Annotated in this window: 18 protein-coding genes and 1 pseudogene; 9 read left to right on the top strand and 10 right to left on the bottom strand. The window is 63.3% G+C overall.

Going from position 1 to position 16952, the window contains the following annotated elements; genetic code table 11:
* Positions 1-45 precede the first annotated feature (45 nt).
* Both tgt and AC2FM3_RS05725 read right to left on the bottom strand, forming a co-directional pair.
* Positions 46-1176: a tRNA guanosine(34) transglycosylase Tgt gene (gene tgt / locus AC2FM3_RS05730; RefSeq protein WP_496679812.1), complete on the bottom strand. Its 1131-nt coding sequence runs from the start codon at positions 1174-1176 to the stop codon at positions 46-48.
* 63 nt (positions 1177-1239) lie between these two features.
* The gene (locus AC2FM3_RS05725) at positions 1240-2151 is read right to left on the bottom strand and encodes a nucleoside hydrolase (RefSeq protein WP_496679810.1); all 912 of its coding nucleotides are present in this window, start codon (positions 2149-2151) and stop codon (positions 1240-1242) included.
* Between the two features lie 175 nt (positions 2152-2326).
* On the opposite strand from AC2FM3_RS05725, the gene AC2FM3_RS05720 reads away from it, so the two are divergent.
* The 3 genes from AC2FM3_RS05720 to AC2FM3_RS05710 all read left to right on the top strand — a co-directional run bounded on the left by AC2FM3_RS05720 (position 2327) and on the right by AC2FM3_RS05710 (position 3952).
* Complete coding sequence (locus AC2FM3_RS05720; protein WP_496679807.1) at positions 2327-3217, top strand: SPFH domain-containing protein; 891 nt, start codon at positions 2327-2329, stop codon at positions 3215-3217.
* Positions 3217-3495 (top strand): NfeD family protein, encoded by a 279-nt coding sequence (locus AC2FM3_RS05715; RefSeq protein ID WP_496679805.1) that lies wholly within the window; start codon positions 3217-3219, stop codon positions 3493-3495. Before AC2FM3_RS05720 ends, AC2FM3_RS05715 begins: the two co-directional genes overlap by 1 nt.
* 94 nt (positions 3496-3589) lie before the next feature.
* Positions 3590-3952, top strand: coding sequence for an SUF system Fe-S cluster assembly protein (locus tag AC2FM3_RS05710; RefSeq protein ID WP_005983465.1), 363 nt, complete (start codon positions 3590-3592; stop codon positions 3950-3952).
* Between the two features lie 204 nt (positions 3953-4156).
* Here the strand turns inward: AC2FM3_RS05710 and AC2FM3_RS05705 are convergent, their stop codons facing one another.
* Positions 4157-4324 carry a hypothetical protein gene (locus AC2FM3_RS05705; protein ID WP_496679803.1) on the bottom strand — a complete coding sequence of 56 codons (168 nt, stop codon included), beginning with the start codon at positions 4322-4324 and terminating at the stop codon, positions 4157-4159.
* A 194-nt stretch (positions 4325-4518) separates the two neighbouring features.
* Here AC2FM3_RS05705 and AC2FM3_RS05700 point away from each other — a divergent pair, with 194 nt between their 5' ends.
* Positions 4519-4884 carry a HesB/IscA family protein gene (locus AC2FM3_RS05700; protein WP_149775221.1) on the top strand — a complete coding sequence of 122 codons (366 nt, stop codon included), beginning with the start codon at positions 4519-4521 and terminating at the stop codon, positions 4882-4884.
* On the opposite strand, the gene AC2FM3_RS05695 is transcribed toward AC2FM3_RS05700, so the two are convergent.
* Positions 4881-5795 carry an isopenicillin N synthase family dioxygenase gene (locus AC2FM3_RS05695; protein WP_496679801.1) on the bottom strand — a complete coding sequence of 305 codons (915 nt, stop codon included), beginning with the start codon at positions 5793-5795 and terminating at the stop codon, positions 4881-4883. The genes AC2FM3_RS05700 and AC2FM3_RS05695 overlap by 4 nt on opposite strands.
* Positions 5796-5928: 133 nt before the next feature.
* On the opposite strand from AC2FM3_RS05695, the gene tpiA reads away from it, so the two are divergent.
* Both tpiA and AC2FM3_RS05685 read left to right on the top strand, forming a co-directional pair.
* Positions 5929-6675 carry a triose-phosphate isomerase gene (gene tpiA, locus AC2FM3_RS05690; RefSeq protein ID WP_496679798.1) on the top strand — a complete coding sequence of 249 codons (747 nt, stop codon included), beginning with the start codon at positions 5929-5931 and terminating at the stop codon, positions 6673-6675.
* A gap of 64 nt (positions 6676-6739) precedes the next feature.
* Entirely contained in the window at positions 6740-7546 is an 807-nt protein-coding gene (locus tag AC2FM3_RS05685) for a hypothetical protein (protein ID WP_496679797.1), read from the top strand.
* 42 nt (positions 7547-7588) lie between these two features.
* On the opposite strand, the gene AC2FM3_RS05680 is transcribed toward AC2FM3_RS05685, so the two are convergent.
* From AC2FM3_RS05680 to AC2FM3_RS05660, 5 genes are all read right to left on the bottom strand, one after another.
* Entirely contained in the window at positions 7589-8965 is a 1377-nt protein-coding gene (locus AC2FM3_RS05680; RefSeq protein WP_496679796.1) for a TRAP transporter large permease, read from the bottom strand.
* A complete protein-coding gene (locus tag AC2FM3_RS05675; RefSeq protein ID WP_496679794.1) occupies positions 8965-9642 on the bottom strand; it encodes a TRAP transporter small permease in 678 nt (225 codons plus the stop codon). The genes AC2FM3_RS05680 and AC2FM3_RS05675 overlap by 1 nt, the downstream gene beginning before the upstream one ends.
* Before the next feature lie 110 nt (positions 9643-9752).
* Positions 9753-10754, bottom strand: coding sequence for a DctP family TRAP transporter solute-binding subunit (locus AC2FM3_RS05670; RefSeq protein WP_496679791.1), 1002 nt, complete (start codon positions 10752-10754; stop codon positions 9753-9755).
* Positions 10755-11025: 271 nt separating this feature from the next.
* Entirely contained in the window at positions 11026-12255 is a 1230-nt protein-coding gene (locus AC2FM3_RS05665) for a sigma-54-dependent transcriptional regulator (protein ID WP_496679789.1), read from the bottom strand.
* The gene (locus AC2FM3_RS05660) at positions 12252-13985 is read right to left on the bottom strand and encodes a sensor histidine kinase (protein ID WP_496679786.1); all 1734 of its coding nucleotides are present in this window, start codon (positions 13983-13985) and stop codon (positions 12252-12254) included. The genes AC2FM3_RS05665 and AC2FM3_RS05660 overlap by 4 nt, the downstream gene beginning before the upstream one ends.
* A 47-nt stretch (positions 13986-14032) precedes the next feature.
* On the opposite strand from AC2FM3_RS05660, the gene AC2FM3_RS05655 reads away from it, so the two are divergent.
* Positions 14033-15214 carry a cytochrome P450 gene (locus tag AC2FM3_RS05655; protein WP_496679963.1) on the top strand — a complete coding sequence of 394 codons (1182 nt, stop codon included), beginning with the start codon at positions 14033-14035 and terminating at the stop codon, positions 15212-15214.
* On the opposite strand, the gene AC2FM3_RS05650 is transcribed toward AC2FM3_RS05655, so the two are convergent.
* Complete coding sequence (locus AC2FM3_RS05650; RefSeq protein ID WP_496679784.1) at positions 15215-15694, bottom strand: Lrp/AsnC family transcriptional regulator; 480 nt, start codon at positions 15692-15694, stop codon at positions 15215-15217.
* 162 nt (positions 15695-15856) lie between these two features.
* Between AC2FM3_RS05650 and cobA the strand changes: the two are divergent.
* Positions 15857-16615: pseudogene (cobA, locus tag AC2FM3_RS05645) on the top strand (uroporphyrinogen-III C-methyltransferase); the annotation flags it as partial.
* Positions 16615-16929 carry a DUF2849 domain-containing protein gene (locus AC2FM3_RS05640; RefSeq protein WP_496679783.1) on the top strand — a complete coding sequence of 105 codons (315 nt, stop codon included), beginning with the start codon at positions 16615-16617 and terminating at the stop codon, positions 16927-16929. The pseudogene cobA and the gene AC2FM3_RS05640, both read left to right, overlap by 1 nt.
* Positions 16930-16952: the final 23 nt, after the last annotated feature.

Genomic DNA, 16952 nt, shown 5'->3' with positions numbered 1-16952 from the left:
AGCTGAGGCCCGATGCAGTTTTGGTCGCACGTGCATCAGATCGTATCAGAGCGGCTCGATGTCGCCCTGCGCCCGTTGCGCGTGGAACTCTGCCTGCCACACTTCGAATGAGCCTTCAGCGATCGCGTCCCGCATACCCTGCATGATTTCCTGGAAGTAGTGCAGGTTGTGCCAGGTCAGCAGCATGCCCGAAATCATCTCGTTGGCGCGGAACACATGGTGCAGATAGGCACGCGAATAATTCGAGCAGGCCGGGCAAGTGCACTGTTCATCCAGCGGGCGCGGATCGTCGGCGTGGCGGGCATTCTTGATGTTTACCACGCCGCGGCGGGTGAACACCTGGCCCGTCCGCCCCGAGCGCGACGGCAGCACGCAATCCATCATGTCGATCCCGCGCGCCACGGCGCCCACGATGTCATCGGGCTTGCCCACGCCCATCAGATAGCGTGGTTTGTCGGTGGGCAGGAAATCGGGCGCATAATCCAGACAGCCGAACATGGCCTTCTGCCCTTCGCCCACGGCCAGGCCGCCAACGGCATAGCCGTCGAACCCGATGGCCTTCAGGGCCTCGGCGCTTTCCTCGCGCAGGTCCCGCTCCAACCCGCCCTGCATGATGCCGAACAGCGCGTGGCCGGGCCGATCGCCGAACGCCTCGCGGGACCGTTCGGCCCATCGCATCGACAGGCGCATCGACTCGGCGATCCGGTCGCGGTCGGCAGGCAAGGCGGGGCATTCGTCAAAGCACATGACGATGTCCGACCCCAGCAGGCGCTGGATCTCCATCGACCGCTCAGGTGTCAGCTCGTGCTTCGATCCGTCTATATGCGATTTGAAGGTCACGCCCTTTTCGGTGAGCTTGCGCAGGCCGGCCAGCGACATGACCTGAAACCCGCCCGAATCGGTCAGAATCGGCCGGTGCCAGTTCATGAACTTGTGCAGGCCGCCCAAACGGTCGATCCGTTCGGCCGTGGGCCGCAGCATCAGGTGATAGGTGTTGCCCAGCAGGATGTCGGCGCCGGTCGCCCGCACGCTTTCGGGCATCATAGCCTTGACCGTCGCGGCCGTGCCCACGGGCATGAAGGCCGGCGTGCGCACCTCGCCCCGCGGCGTGTGGATCACGCCGGTGCGGGCCTTGCCGTCGGTGGCCTTCAGTTCGAATGAAAAACGCTCGGTCATGTCATCGCCTCGGGTCGCTGAACCGGGCAGGCTTTGCCCGATCGACGCGCGCAATGCAACCCGTCAGGGCAATGCCGCAACCCTTTGCGTGAACAGATCGACGACCTGATCGCCGTTCACGTCGGTGCATACCAGTACCGGCGGCCGCGACGGATCGGGCCGGGTCGCGCCCCGCGCCTCGCCATCCAGCGCGACCCGCAAACCGGTTTCGTGCAGGCTGAACATCGACCGGTGCGAACAGGCAATGACGGCGGTCGAGTCGTGCAGGCCGCAACCGTCCAACCCCGCCACCTCGCGGTAGAAGTTCAGGTAGAACCGGGAAATGTCACGCAGGAACCCACCTGTTTCCGGGGCGCTTTGGGCCAGCGTCTCGAAATCATCGGCCCGGTACAGCGTTTTCAGCGTGACATCCAACCCCACCAGAACCGTCGGCGCCAGGGTCGAGAACACCTCGTCCGCCGCCACCGGATCGTGAAAGATGTTGGCCTCGGCATGGTCATTGATGTTGCCGGGGCAGAACACTGCCCCGCCCATGATGACCAACTGCCCGATATTGCCTGCAAATTCCGGGTCCAGCCGCATCGCGTCGGCAATGTTGGTCAACGGCCCAACCGCGCAGACCGTCAGGTCCTTGCCGTGCCGGCGCGCCATCTCCACCAGGAAGTCCGCCGCCGGCAGATCGTGGTTTTGCCCGATCTCGGGTATCTGGGTCAGGTCACCAAACCCCTCGTTGCCGTGAACGTGCCGCGATGGCACATGACCGTCGGCGCCACGCGCGACGCCGGCCCCCAAGGCAACCGGAACGTCCAACCTCAGCCGGTGCGCAAGATAGCGGGCGTTGCGGCTGGATTGTTCGACATGCGTGTTGCCGAATACCGTGGTCAACCCCACCAGGTCGAATTCCGGCGCAGCGGCGGCATAGGCGATGGCCATCGCGTCGTCGATGCCCGGGTCGGTGTCGATGATCAGTTTCATCCCGCCCCGATAGCGCAATCAGTTGCGGATGCAAAGCAGTCACAGACCAGAATTTCGGCATTGCCCCGCGAATATCCGGCATGGGATTCCACTGCCGTTCCCGCCATACCAGAGTTGAAATCATGGGACTCAATCCCCAAATGTATACAATCGTACACAATAAAAGAGGACAGATATGACCGAAGACCAGATTATCGGACTGCTTTCATCCAACATCATTTACCTTCTGGCGGCCGTTCTGGTCGTCGTCGTCATCCTGAAGGGCATCAAGATCGTTCCGCAATCCGAAAAATATGTGGTCGAACGGTTCGGGCGCCTGCATTCGGTGCTGGGCCCCGGCATCAATTTCATCGTGCCATTCCTGGACGTAGCGCGCCACAAGATCTCGATTCTGGAACGCCAGCTTCCCAACGCCACGCAGGACGCCATCACCAAGGACAACGTTCTGGTGCAGATTGACACATCTGTCTTCTACCGCATTCTGGAACCCGAAAAGACCGTGTACCGCATCCGTGATGTCGATGGCGCCATCGCCACCACTGTGGCGGGCATCGTGCGCGCCGAGATCGGCAAGATGGATCTGGACGAGGTTCAGTCGAACCGCGCGCAGCTGATCGAACGTATCCAGGAAAGCGTGGAAACCGCCGTTGATGACTGGGGCATAGAGGTGACCCGGGCCGAAATTCTGGACGTGAACCTTGATCAGGCCACCCGCGACGCCATGCTGCAGCAGTTGAACGCCGAGCGCGCCCGTCGTGCCCAGGTGACCGAGGCCGAGGGCCAGAAGCGCGCCGTTGAGCTGCAGGCCGACGCCGAGCTTTATGCCGCCGAGCAGGCCGCCAAGGCGCGCCGTGTGCAGGCCGAAGCCGAGGCCTTTGCCACCGAGGTGGTCGCCAAAGCGATTCAGGCCAACGGTCTGGAAGCGGCCCAGTACCAGGTTGCCCTGAAACAGGTCGAAGCCCTGAACGCCCTGGGCAAAGGCAGTGGCAGCCAGACGATCGTGGTGCCCGCCAATGCGCTCGAGGCCTTCGGCAATGCCTTCAACATGTTGAAAGGGGGGAAATGATGGCTGACCCGTTCTGGCTGACCTGGTGGCTCTGGCTGGCGGCGGCGCTGGTTCTGGGCATCCTCGAAGTCGCCCTGCCCGGTTTCATCTTCCTGGGTTTCGCGATCGGCGCCGCCATCACGGGACTGCTTCTGGCGATCCCCGGCATTGGGCCGGACCTGGCCGTGCTGCTGCTGATCTTTGCGGTGCTGTCGCTGATCGCGTGGCTGATCCTGCGGCGCATGTTCGCTCTGCCGCACGGACAAGTGAAGACCTTTGACAAGGATATCAACGAATGACCACGATGGCGCCCCTTTCCCGGGCGCCATCCGCCTCTGGACGCTGGCGGCGGCTTTCCCTATATAATCGCTCAGGTAACAACCCGAGGCATCCATGACCCACCCAAGCGAACAGTTGGAAGGCACCCCTTTGATCGCGCCTTCTACGGTTGAGCACCCTCTGTACGAGTCCGTGGTCGAGGCCTGCCGGACCGTCTATGACCCTGAAATTCCCGTGAACATATATGATCTGGGTCTGATCTACACGATCGAGATCAGCGATGACAACGCGGTCAAGGTCATCATGACACTGACCGCTCCGGGGTGCCCCGTGGCGGGCGACATGCCGGGCTGGGTAGTCGAGGCGATCGAGCCGGTGGCCGGGGTCAAGGAGGTGGACGTCGAACTGACCTGGGAGCCGCCTTGGGGCATGGAAATGATGTCGGACGAGGCCCGCCTGGAATTGGGCTTCATGTAACGCCGCAAGTCCGGGGTCGTCCCGGCACCCGGCATCGCGATCGCTCTTTGCCAGCGCTCATTTCAGGTCACAGGTTGTCTTGATCTCGGCCGCACGGGCGTCCAATTTATCGACATCTTCGCCCGACAACATCTTCAGCCTTTTCTGCTCGGCCCCCGCGACCAACCCGAGCAAGGCGCCGGTCGGCGTGATGACCAGAATGCTTTAGACCTGCTGCGCCCGGGCATGTTTCCGTTCGACGGAAATGGCTCTCAGATTGCCCTCGGCGGTGGTGCAATCGACCGGATGCTTGGCCGGATCACCCATGGCCGGCGAGGCGGACAGGGCAGCGACCACGCCGCACAGGATCGGTTTGAATGAGGAACGTATCATTTCCAGGCCTTCTGTCCAAAAGCGGTGGCGCGATCACACCGAACCACCTTCAGCATATAGGGATGCTCGCCACGGGCAATCTCGGTCATGGGCGAGGCGCGCCCGGCAGAAAAAGACACGAAACCACTGGGCCGGCTTGAGCCTTGCCCTCGGCCACCCTAGATTATGAACAACGCGCGAATACGGAGAGCATGATGTTTGGCATTCCCGGCAAGCAAGCCGTGACGATGACCCCGAAAGCGGCCGAGCAGATCGTTCGGCTGATGAAGTCGGGCGGCCATGCCGGCCTGCGCATCGGCGTCAAAAAGGGCGGATGCGCAGGCATGGAATACACGATGGAATATGTCGATCAGGCCGACCCGAATGACGAAGTCGTCGAACAGGACGGCGCCCGGGTAATGATTGCCCCCATGGCCCAGATGTTCCTGTTCGGCACGGAAATCGACTATGAAACCTCGCTGCTGGAATCGGGGTTTAAATTCAAGAATCCTAACGTGGTCGATGCCTGCGGCTGCGGCGAATCGATCAAGTTCGACGAGTCGCTAGCCCAGCAGGGCTAAGGTTTCTGTTTCAGGTGCAGATAGGTTTCCTGAAAGCGCCGGGTCAGATGTTCCCCGGCGCTGATCGTCCGGCCTGAACCGGGCGGTGCGACATTTGTGTCGTAGGACGGGTTGAAGAACAGCGGAACCGAGATCCGCTCGTCCCGGCCGCCCCTGACACGGTGCATGGTGGCCTTGACGCGCCCGGCGGTCCAGAATTCCAGCATTTCCCCGAAATTGATGATGAAGGTGCCGGGGTCAACCTGCACCGGTTGCCATTCGCCCCCGGGCATCTGAACCTCGAGCCCGGGCTGGCCGTCGGTGGCCAGAAGGGTCAGACAGCCATAGTCGGTATGCGCGGCGATTCCGAAATCCTTGTCACCCGCCCAGTCCGGGCGCCGGGGATAGTAGTTGCCGCGCAGCAAGGCCATCGGCGTATCGAATGCTCGGTCGAAGCTGTTTGCATCCCGCCCCAGGGCACAGGCAATGGCCCGAAGGATCCGCGTCGCCACGGCACAGGCGTCCGCGTAATAGGCCTGGATGACGGCGCGAAACTCGGGCGGCTGCACGGGCCACAAGTTCGGCGCATAGACGCTCAGCCCCCGGCCCTGGTACGGGTTTCCCGGCGGCAGTTCGAACCCGCAATCGAACACTTCCTTGTAATCGGGGTTGGCGTCCGGGTCGACCTGCTCGGACCCGGGCGCGCCCCAGCCGCGGTTCGCGCCCGTCCGCGCCATGTCGACGGCCCGCTTGTCGGCGCGCGGCAGGTGAAAGAACACGCGGTAGGTCTCGATGACAGAACGCACGCGATCTGCGGTCAATCCGGTATTAGAGACGGTCAGAAACCCGACCCGCTGCGCAGCATCGGCAAGGCGCGTCAGGTCCTCGGGCGCGCGGTGGTCCAGTTTCGCAAGATCAAGGTCGTCAATCATCGGCATACAGGGCAAATTGGCCCCCGCAGAGTGGCGGCGAAACCGGTGTCCTGCAACCGGAATTGTCACGCCCGACCAGCGGTGCTAACTGGGATGCGACCATATTTGCATCAACGACCGCGGAGGACCCGACATGCGACGCAAGCTGGCGGCAGGCAACTGGAAGATGAACGGAACCGGGGCCGCGCTGTCCGAGTTGCAAACGCTGAAGCAAAGCCACCCCGCGCCCACGGTCGACATCCTGATCTGCCCACCGGCCACCCTGATCCACCGCGCGGCGCAGACGGCCGGGGGTGGCATCGCCATCGGCGGTCAGGACTGCCATGCCGAACGCTCAGGCGCGCATACGGGCGACATCAGCGCCGAGATGCTGAAGGACGCGGGTGCGACCCATGTAATACTGGGGCATTCCGAGCGGCGCGAGGACCACGGCGAACAGGATGAGGACGTGCGCGCCAAGGCCCGCGCGGCCATGGATACCGGACTGATCGCCATCATCTGCGTCGGCGAAAGCCTCGAGCAGCGCGAGGCAGCCAATACGCTAGACATCATCGGCGGGCAACTGTCGGGATCCGTGCCCGACCAGTCGACCGGCGAAAACCTGGTGATCGCCTACGAGCCGATCTGGGCCATCGGCACCGGCAAGGTCCCGACGCTTGACGAGATCGGCGAGGTTCACGACTTCATCCGCGCCCGGCTTGAACGGCGGTTCGGCGAGGGCGTGGGGCGGTCGGTGCGGTTGCTGTACGGCGGCTCGGTAAAACCGGCCAATGCGGCCGAGATCTTCGGCGTGTCGAACGTGGATGGCGCGCTGGTCGGCGGGGCCAGCCTGAAGGCCCGCGATTTCTCGGGCATCATCTCGGCGCTCGAACAGGCCTGACCCGTCCAATGCCACATGGATGCCGGCCTGGCCGTGCGATCACCTGAAACCCGGGACCGGAACCATGAAAGTCTGTGTCATCTGCATGAAATGGGGTGATGTCTATGGCCCCGAATACGTCAACCTGTTGTACCGGGCGGTTCAGGACAACCTGTCGATCGAGCATGACTTCATCTGCATTTCCGATGATTTCACGGGGTTCGAGCCCGGCATCAAACGGCAGCCCTTTGCCTTTCCCCAGTTGGACCGCCCGCTGTGGACGCATGGAAAATGGCCCAAGCTGCAGATGTTCGACCGCCGGCTCGTCGGCCAGTACGATGCGGCGCTGTTTCTGGACCTCGACCTGCTGATCACCGGCGATCTCGATCCGCTGTTTCAGATCACGCTGGACAAGGGCGGGCTGTATCTGATGCCCAAATTCCGCGGCTTCGTCTGGCGGATGATTCCGGCTGGTGTCTGGGATCTTGTGCCGTGGCTGATGAACAAGGTCACCCGTGGCAATTCATCCGTGGTGGGCTTTGTCCCGTCCCAGCAATATCACCTGTTCGACGACTTCGACGGCGACACCCATCTGCCGAAATACGAAAACGACCAGAACTATATCTCGGCCCTAGCCTACAAGCGTCGGTGTTTCCCCAAGAACTGGTGCATCGGACTGATTCATCTGGTGCCCTACTGGCCGTTCGGCCTGGTCTACAAACCCTACCGAAACCTGCCCCGGCGCCCCAAGATCGTGATCTTCAATGGCCGGCCCAATCCCGATGAACTTGTCAACGATGACATCGGATCTTGGGGCGCACGGCGGCGGCGGGGCTACGGGGGCATCCGGTGGGTCGCGGACTATCTGGCGAAATACGGCGACCCGGCCTGAGGGACCCGAACCGGCGCACCGGTTCGGATCGGATCTTTTCCGCTAGTTCGTTATGATCTCGGGGCCCATGAAGGTGTTCGGTAACACCGTCGAGATCCACGGGATGTAGGTGACCATAATCAGGAACACGAACAGCACCGCCAAGAAGGGCAGCGCGGCTCGGACCACGCTCATCATCGGCATGCCTGCGACGCCCGAGGTGACGAACAGGTTCAGACCGACGGGCGGCGTAATCATCCCGATCTCCATGTTGACCACCATGATGATCCCTAGGTGAATCGGGTCGATGCCCAGTTCGATGGCGATCGGGAACACCAGCGGCGCCACGATGACCAGCAGCCCCGAGGGCTCCATAAACTGACCGCCGATCAGCAGGATCACGTTCACCACGATCAGGAAGGTCACCGGCCCCAGCCCCGCTGACAACATCGCGTTGGCGATATGCTGCGGCACCTGCTCGTCGGTCAGAACATGCTTGAGGATCAGTGCGTTGGCGATCACGAACAGCAGCGTCACCGTCAGCTTGCCGGCCTCGAACAACGTGTGCTTGGTGTCCGCATGGAAGAACGCGGTGATCAAGGCATGGGGCTTTTTCAGCAGCGACATATTCTGTTCGCCATCGGCCGTGCGCAGCGGTCCCATGTCCTTGTAGACGAAGCTGGCGATGAAGAAGGCGTAAACAGCCGCCACCGCCGCGGCTTCGGTCGGGGTAAAAATCCCGCCGTAGATACCGCCCAGGATAATGACGATCAGGAACAGCCCCCAGGCCGCCTCGCGCGCCGATTCAAAGATCTCGCCCCAGCCCAGCCAATCGCCCTTGGGCAGGTTCTTGACCTTGGCCATGACATAGATCGTCACCATCAGCATCAGTCCTGCCATCAAACCCGGGATCACGCCGGCCAGGAACATCCGGCCCACCGACACTTCGACGGCGGCGGCATAGACGACCATCACGATCGACGGCGGGATCAGGATGCCCAGCGTACCCGCGTTGCAGATGACCCCCGCGGCGAATTCTTTCGAATAGCCCACCTGCCGCATCCCGGCGATGACGATCGAGCCGATGGCGACCACCGTCGCCGGGCTGGAGCCCGACAGGGCCGCGAACAGCATACACGCAAACACGCCAGCAATCGCCAGACCGCCCGGCAGGTGTCCGACGCAGGCGATGGAAAAACGGATGATCCGCCGCGCCACCCCGCCCGTCGTCATGAAGGACGAGGCCAGGATAAAGAACGGGATCGCCAGCAGGGTGAAATGCCCCTCGAAGGCTTCGAACAGCGTTGCGGCGACCGAGGCCAGCGAGCTGTCGGAATAGATCAGCAGGAACAGGGTCGAGCTGAGGCCGAGCGCCACCGCGATCGGCATGCCGATCAGCAGTAGCCCCACGACCATCGAGAAAAGAAAGACAACGTCCATCAGTCATGCTCTCCCTGCTGGGCCCGGACTTCTTCGATTTCGTCCTCGACTTCGTGACTGGCTACAAGACGGTCGGTTTCACCGCGCCAGATCTGCACGCCCACCTGGGCGAAGCGGATCACCAACAGCAGCATGGAAACCGGCAGCACCAGATAAGGCACGACTTTGGGAAGTTTTTCGTAATGTTCGCCATAGTTTATGAGGTCTTCCAGGAAGCGCAGCGGCGCGACCATGGGGATGTCGTCGACCTCATAGAAACTCTGGCTGCGGGCCGAAAAGTCGAAGCCTGTGGGGAACCAGCGCCCCGAGGTCGGCGGCAGGTCGGCGAACACCGCCCAATAGTCGTAGGCCCCTTTCAGCATCAGCAGCGAGAAGATCAAACAGAAGCCAACGGATACCAGCGCCATGATCCGGCGCGGCCCAGGCGCCAGCATGTTCAGGATCGCATCCACACCCAGATGGGCGTGCTTCTTGACCGCGTACGACGCTCCCAGCAGAACCAGCCATCCAAAGGCGAACACGGTCAGTTCCAGCGCCCACAGGATGTTGGAATTGAAGACGAAGCGCGCGATTACGTTGGCGAAGGTCACCACGGTCATCAAACCAAGCAACGCCGCGATCAGGGTTTCTTCGATATGGTCGACCAGCCCGGTCGGGCCGGATTTCGCACCAGACATCTTTCTGTCCCCACGTTTTTTTCATTGAGAGAATTAGTGGCGGGCCGTCGGGCCCGCCCTGCCCGTCCCTCGGCAACGCGCAGGTTGCCAAGGGGTCGGGCGCGGCCGGATCAGAACCCGGCGTTGATGGCCTGCGCCGCGTCGATCTTGTCCTGACCAACGTCGCCGGCGAACTTCTCCCAGACCGGCTTCATCGCGTCGACCCAGGCCTGACGCTGTTCTGGCGTCAGCTGGCGGATGGTGCCGCCGGCGTCGATGATCGCCTGCTTGGCCTGTTCGTTGACCGCGAACGACTCTTTGTTTCGCTGCTCGGTCACCTCGGCAAGGATCGTCAGGAACTGCTCACGCACGTCCGGTTCCAGGCTGTCAAGCCAGTCCACCGAGGTCACGACCAGATAGTCGATGATGCCGTGGTTGGTTTCGGTGGTGCCGTCCTGCACCTCGAAGAACTTCTTACCGTAAATGTTCGACCAGGTGTTCTCCTGCCCGTCGACAACGCCCTGCTGCAGAGCGCCATAGACTTCCGAGAAGGCCATTTTCTGCGGGCTGCCGCCGATGGCTTCCATCTGTGCCACCAGCACGTCAGACGACTGCACGCGGAATTTCAGTCCGTTTGCGTCACTGGGCAGCGTCAGCGGCTTATTGGCCGACATCTGCTTCATGCCGTTGTGCCAGAAGGCCAGGCCCTGCAGGCCGCGGCGCTGCATGCTGTCCTTCATCGCCTGACCGGCCTCGGAGGCCTGGAAGGCATCCACCGCGTCGATGTTCTTAAACATGAACGGCAGGTCGAACAGGCGGAACTGCTTGGTGAACTTTTCGAATTTCGACAGCGAGGGCGCGGCCAGTTGCACGTCACCCTGCAGCATCGCCTCCAGCACCTTGTCGTCGTTGTAGAGCGTAGAGTTCGGATAGACCTCCATGCACATCTTGCCGTTCATTTCCTCGTTCACGCGCTTTTCCAGCAGAGAGGCGGCGATGCCCTTGGGGTGCTTGTCGGTGTTGGTCACATGCGCGAATTTGACGACTATCTCGCCCTCATCGCACTGGGCGAAGCCGGCCGTAGCGGTCACGGACAGGGCCAGAGCGGTCGCAGCTGTTGCAAGGAATTTCATGTTGGTGTCCTCCCAGACGTTTTGAAACCTCCGTTGGCGCCTACCAAGGCGCCAGATGCGAAGAAGTGAAGCGAATCGGAGGTAGCCAATCAACGTTTCGGAGATTTTGCGCGAATTTTGATTTTTTCTGTTTATTATCTGATTGTTAAAAAGCGTATTCAACATGCTTGTCTGATCGCCGGGGGCGCGATGTGCGAAAATCCGCACACCAAGGTGGCCACCCGTGCGAAAAACCGCACACCTGTCGAATCGCCTGCGAATCGCCAACAGCCTAGCGGCGATAGTCCTCCGGGCGGATCCCATAGCGCGCCAGCTTGTCATAGAAGGTTTTGCGCGGCAGCTTCAGCGACCGAGCAGCCTCCGAGGCCTTGCCGTTGTGCCGCCCCAGCGCTGCGATCAAGAGCGACCGCTCGACCCGGGCCATCTGCTCGGCCAGTCCCAGATCGGCCGCCGTCGCCACCTCCTCCGGCATACCCAGGACAAAGCGCATGGCCGCCGACATCAGCGACCGGGCGTTGCCCGGCCAGTCGCGCGCCATCAGGCTGGCCAGGTGTTCGGGCGTGACCTCGGGCGCGGCGATCCCGGCCTGTTCTGCCGCCTGAGCCACATAGTGGCGAAAGATCACGGGGATGTCTTCGGGGCGTTCCGCCAAGGACGGCACCCGAACCCGCATCACGTCCAGCCGATAGAACAGATCGGCGTTGAACTGACCCTCGGCCACCAGCGCGGCAAGATCCGCGGTCGTGCCGGCGATGATGCGCACCCCTGCGCCCGCCTCGATCAGGTCGAGCGTGGCGTACTGTGTGGCCTCGGGCATCGCCGACACCTCGTCCAGAAACAGAGAGCCACCAGCCGCATCCCCAGCCACCTGACGCAGATCGTGCGCCGTCAGCCCGGCCGCCGGACGCTTGACGAACGGTCCCTGCGCCCGCGGCGACATCAGGTGGACCACCTCGGCGACCTTCGAGATGCCGCTGCCCGGCGGACCGGTCACCAGAACCTCGGCTTGGGTCGGGGCCACGCTGCGCACGCGGGCGCGCAGGTCCTCGGCCTGGGGGGAGTGTCCGAACAGCAGCCGCGCGGCCGGGTCGCCCTTTTCCAACTCGCGTTTTGCCCGGCGTTCGGCCAGCACCTCGGCCCGGTTGGCGAAGGCCCGATCGAGCACTGCCAACAGATCCGCGGCCGCGCAGGGTTTTTCAAGAAAGTCGAACGCCCCCTGCCCCATGGCCTGCACCGCCATGGGTATGTCGCCCTCGCCCGTCAGCAGGATTACCGGCAGGTCGGGATCGACCGACCGGGCATACGACAGCAGATGAAACCCGTCGCGCCCCGGCATGCGGATGTCCGACAGGATCACGCCGGGAAAGCCGGCGTGGATATGATCCTTGGCGGCCACGAACGACCCCGCCGGAATGACCGTCAGTTCGGCCAGTTCCAGCGTCTGGGCCAGGGCCTCGCGCACGGCGGCGTCATCATCTACCAGCAGGACCGAGCGGATCATGCGGCGACTTCCTTTTCGAACGGTTCCAGTTCGACGGTGAATACGGCACCATCCTCCGTGTTGGCGCCGCGTATTTCGCCGCCGAAGCTTTGCACCAGACCGTACGAGATGGACAGGCCCAACCCCATGCCCTCGGACGAGCCGACCGTCTTGGTGGTATAGAACGGCTCGAACACGCGGTCGGGGTCGGCGATGCCGGGACCGGTGTCGCGGATGCCGACCCGGATGCGCTCGGCCCGGTCAAGGGTGATGGTCAGCTGCCGCCGATCGCGGCCCTCCATGGCGTCTGCGGCATTGTTGATGAGATTCACGAAAACCTGCACCAGCCGCACCTCGCCGCCCCAGGCCGGAACGGGTGTATTGGGCGGTTGCCAGTCCACGGCGATGCCATCGGATTTCAGGCGGCTTTCGGTCAGTTCGACGGCGGTGTTCAGCACTTGCACCAGATCGACCTTGCCCATCGGCTCGCTCTCATTGCGCGCAAAGGCCCGCAAGTTCTTGATGATACGCGCCATCCGCGCGGCCATGTCCGAGATACGACCCAGGTTTTCGCGCGCCTTTTCGGTGTTGTCCCGAGCCAGAAAGGCGGCGCCGTTGTCGGCGAATTGGCGGATTGCCATCAGCGGCTGGTTCAATTCGTGGCTGATGCCGGCCGACATCTTGCCAAGCGCGCTGAGCTTGCCCGCTTGGACCAGATCGGCCTGCGCGCGTTTCAGCGCGGCTTCGGCCTCCTGCCGTTCGGCCACCTCTCGGCGCAGGGCGGCGTTCGCGGCCGTCAGCGCGCGGGTGCGCTGGGCCACGCGGCTTTCCAGGACCGCGTTGGCCTGCGCCAGGGTGCGCCGACGTTCAGTGGCCAGAAATAGCAAGGCCCCGAAGGCCATGCAGATCGCCGCGACCGCCGCCGCCTGCAAGGCGGCAAGCCGGCGGGCCGGTGCGACATCCATCAGCACTTCTCCGGTCATGCCGATCACAGGCAGATCCCGGGTCAGGTGCAAGGCCCGCCGGGGCAGATACGGGCCCCAGCCGATGGTCCACACTTCATGCGGACCGATCCGGGTGGACCGGAAATCCCCCGCCGGCTGACCGGGTGGCCGCAGGCCCACCTCGCCGGGTGGTCGGGACCAGAACAGCAGCTCGGACCGGTTGGTGATGAAGACCTGCCCCGACCGGTCGACGAAGAATACCGCCTCGGTGCTGCCGCGCCAGGTGCGTTCGACATCTTCGACATCGGCAATCACCATCAACACGCCTCTGACCCGTCCGTCGGGCGCAAAGGACGGCGCGGCGTAGGAATAGATCCGGTTTCCAGTTTCCCCCAGCACGCCATGCGCGCTGCCCAAGGCGCCCTGCATCGCGCGCCGAAACGCCGAGAGGCCGGCCACGTTGCCGCCCACCACGTCCAGCGCCGCGGCCAGCACGCGACCCGAAGTATCCGCAAAAATCACATCCACCGCCGAGGACTTGTCGGCAACCTCCAGCAGAAGCGCCCGCGCGGCGGCCCGGTCGGCCTCGGTCTCCAGATCGCGCAGCGCCGGATGCTCGGACATCAGAACCGCCAGTTCCTGATACACCTGCAACTGCGAGCTCAGCCGGTCCGAAGCCAGTTCCAGATCGGCCTGTGCCTTTTCGCTCAGTTGAAACAGGGCCTGACGATAGCCGTAAGACCACACCCCGGCCGCCAACAGCGCGACCGCCAACAGAAAACCGACCGGAACAAGAAGCCTTTGCATGTTACAGGGTCTTGCATTCACGAAGGCTCATGGCAAGTCTGTCGGCCATGATCATTCTGTCGCAAGCCCCCACCGACCAAACCTTCGTGCAGAACCCCTATGCGTTCTATCACACCGCGCGACAGCACGGCGATCTGGTGTACTGGCCCGAATATGACATGCCCGCTGCAGTGTCGCTGGCCGCCGTGCAGGCCCTGCTGCGCGACCGGCGGTTCGGGCGCGAGGTGCCACCCGAGCAGGCGACCGCGGGCCCAGACCACCTGGCGCCCTGGCTTGCTGTCGAGGCACATTCGCTGCTCGAGGCCGAACCGCCCCGCCATACCCGCTTGCGGTCACTGGTGCTGCGCGCCTTCACCTCGCGGGCGATCACCGCGCTGGCGCCCGATATCGAACGCTTGTGCCACGACCTGATCGACGCCTTCCCGGACGCGCCCTTCGACCTGCTGGATGCCTATTGCACCCAGGTTCCGGTAATCACGATCTGCCGCCTGCTGGGTGTGCCCGAATCCATAGCGCCGCAACTGCTGGACTGGTCGCACGCGATGGTGGCCATGTATCAGGCCAGCCGCACGCGCCAGACCGAGGACGATGCCGCCCGTGCATCCGCCGCGTTCACCGCGTTTCTGAACGACTACGTCGACCGGCGCCGCTCAGACCCGCGCGACGACCTGATCACCCGGCTGATCGCCACCGAGGAGGACGGCGAGAAACTCTCGCGCGATGAACTGATCGCCACCTGCATCCTGCTGCTGAATGCCGGTCACGAGGCGACGGTGCATTCCCTCGGCAACGGCGTGAAAACCCTGCTTGAGACGGGAACCGGGGCCGAGGCGCTGACAGCCGACCGCATCGACGCCACGGTCGAGGAGATCCTGCGCTATGACCCGCCACTGCACATGTTCACCCGGTACGCCTACGAGGAGGCCGAGGTATTCGGTCACAGCTTTGCCCGCGGCGACCAGGTGGCGCTGCTGCTGGGGGCGGCCAATCGCGACCCTTCGGTATGGGCCGACCCCGACCGCTTCGACCCCACGCGCGAGATCCAGACCAACACCAGCTTTGGCGGCGGCCTGCATTTCTGCGTCGGCGCGCCGCTGGCGCGGCTGGAAATGCGCATCGCCCTGCCCATCCTGTTCGACCGCTGCCCCGGCCTGCACCTGACCGAACCGCCGGTCTATTCCAACAGCTACCACTTCCACGGGTTGCGACGGCTGATGGTGCGGGTCTGATCAGGCCTCGGCCAGCGCGTTAAAGGGCAGCATGGTGGTCGACTTGATCTCTTCCATCGACAGCAGGGCGGTCACGTTGTAGACCCGCACCTCGGAAATCAGCGCCTGATAGAACGCATCATAAGCCCGCGCGTTCCTGACCCGCACCTTGAGGATGTAATCGATATCGCCCGCCAGCCGGTGCGCCTCCTGCACTTCGGGACGATCACGCAGGGCCTTGAGGAACTTGCGCTGCCAGTCGGCCTCGTGTTCCGAGGTACGGATCAGTACGAAGAACGTGGCCTCGAACCCCAGCGCCTCGGCATCCAGCAGAACGGTCTGCTGCCCGATGATCCCGGCTCCCTTCATCTTGCGGATGCGATTCCAGACCGGCGTCTTCGAACTGCCGACGCGGGCCGCGATTTCGTCCAGCGACTGGCTGGCGTCGCGCTGCAGCTCGGCCAGAATTTTCCGATCCATGTCGTCAATGCGCACCGACATTCCAATTTTCCTTTCGTTTAGAAACTCACGTCCTGAATGGTGGATCCATTGGAACGTTCGTTCTTATTTGTCGCGCAATCTGGCGAACAATGGGGAATATTTCCTATATTGCAGGTCAAGTCAAACAACCGGCGGACCGCCCAGATGCAACAAACGCACACAGCCCAAAAGACCTGCCATGTCGATTTCGTCGGCGCGGGTCCCGGTGATCCGGACCTGCTGACGGTCAAGGCTCTGACCGCGTTCGACAGGGCCGACGTGGTGCTGCACGACCGGTTGATCAGCGACGCCATCCTGCAGATCGCCGGCCGGTCGGCCCGGCTGATCGACGTGGGCAAGGCCGGTTTCGGCCCCTCGTGGCGGCAAGAGGACATCGACGCACTGCTGGTACGGTTAGCCTTGGAAGGGCAGCGCGTGGTGCGCCTGAAATCCGGAGACGCCACCGTCTTTGGCCGCCTAGACGAAGAAATCGAAGCGCTGGATGCGGCGGGCATTTCCTGGGCCATCATTCCCGGAATCACCGCCGCCTCGGCCGCGGCCGCCAGCATCGGGCAAAGCCTGACGCGCCGAGGCCGCAATTCGTCGGTCCGGTTCCTGACCGGGCACGACATGCAAGGCTTTGCCGATCACGACTGGGCCGGGCTGGCGCGTCCGGGGTCGGTGGCCGCGATCTACATGGGCAAGAAATCCGCCCGTTTCATCCAGGGTCGCCTGCTCATGCACGGCGCCGACCGGGCCACGCCCGTTACCCTGATCGAAAACGCCTCGCGCCCCGACCAGCGGATTTTGGAAACCACCCTAGACCGGTTGGCGTCCGACCTGTCGCAAGCCGACATGACCGGCCCTGCGCTGATGTTCTACGGCCTTGCCCCGCGCGCCGCGGTCCGGGCCGCAACCGAATTGAAGAAGGAGCACGCCTGATGGCCCGCGCTTTTACACCGAAAGTCGTTACCGCCAACGATCTGCTGGAAGGCGACGTGATCTATCTGACCGCCGATGACCGCTGGTCGCGCGATCTGCGCGAGGCCGAGTTGATCACCGACGAAGCGCACGCGCAGCTGCGCCTGCTGGACGCGCAGCGGCAGGTGGACAAGATCGTCGGCGCCTATCTGGCCGATGCCGTCGCCGGGGAAAACGGTCCCGAACCCACGCATTTCCGGGAAGATTTCCGTCGGACTGGCCCGTCCAACTATGCCCACGGCAAACAGGAATCTTCCCCGCAGCCCCGGGCCTGACCTTAGGCCCCTCTCTCCCCATA

Source organism: Ruegeria sp. BHSB172 (assembly GCF_059613165.1).
The sequence above is the reverse complement of the archived record's forward strand: the minus strand, read 5'-3'. Positions and strand labels throughout refer to the sequence as shown.